Source organism: Saccharopolyspora sp. NPDC050389 (genome assembly GCF_040655595.1).
Taxonomy (GTDB): Bacteria; Actinomycetota; Actinomycetes; order Mycobacteriales; family Pseudonocardiaceae; genus Saccharopolyspora.
Genome location: NZ_JBFAKG010000059.1, coordinates 57,347 through 58,053 on the forward strand (window position 1 = coordinate 57,347; position 707 = coordinate 58,053).

The following is a 707-nucleotide window of genomic DNA, read 5'->3' on the forward strand; positions in this document are numbered from 1 at the left end:
GTTTCAATCAGCCTGGTGGCGGGTCTGGTGGTCCTGGGGCTGGGTTGAATGCGCCTGGCGGCGGGTCTGATCCGAACGGGGTGAACTTCAACCAGCCTGGCGGCGGGTCTGATGCGAATGGTGGGTTGAATTTCGACCAGCCTGGTGGCGGGTCTGGTGGTCCTGGGTTTGGGTTGAATACGCCTGGCGGCGGGTCTGATCCGAACGGGGTGAACTTCAACCAGCCTGGCGGGGGCGGCTTCGATCCCTTCGTTTCGGACCCGAACGGTCAAGGGTCCGGCGGAACACCGCTGACGCCGTTCGGCGGGGTTCCGGGCAGTGGCGGTGCGAACCCTGGATCGGGCCGGCGGCCGCCGGGCTTGGGATTCAACGCGCCATTCGGTGGTGGCCGTCCCGGCGAGGGCGGCTTCGACGGCGTGGATCGTCCTCGTGGGGAAGGCTGGGAGCCGGAGGATCCGACTGCGCAGTTCAATCCGCCGAAGTCCAACGTGCCGGGTTTCCCGGGTAGTCGGGATGACGGCGGCTTGAACCTGGATCGTCCTCGTGGGCAAGGCTGGGAGCCGGAGGATCCGACCGCGCAGTTCAATCCGCCGAAGTCCAACGTGCCGGAGTTCCCGGGTAGTCGGGATGACGGCGGCTTGAACCTGGATCGTCCTCGTGGGCAAGGCTGGGAGCCGGAGGATCCGACCGCGCAGTTCAATCCGCCG

At 66.9% G+C, this 707-nt stretch carries 1 pseudogene; it reads left to right on the forward strand.

What is annotated here, in order from left to right:
• Positions 1 to 80: 80 nt before the first annotated feature.
• Positions 81 to 707 (forward strand): annotated as a pseudogene (locus AB0I53_RS32090) (hypothetical protein); the annotation flags it as partial.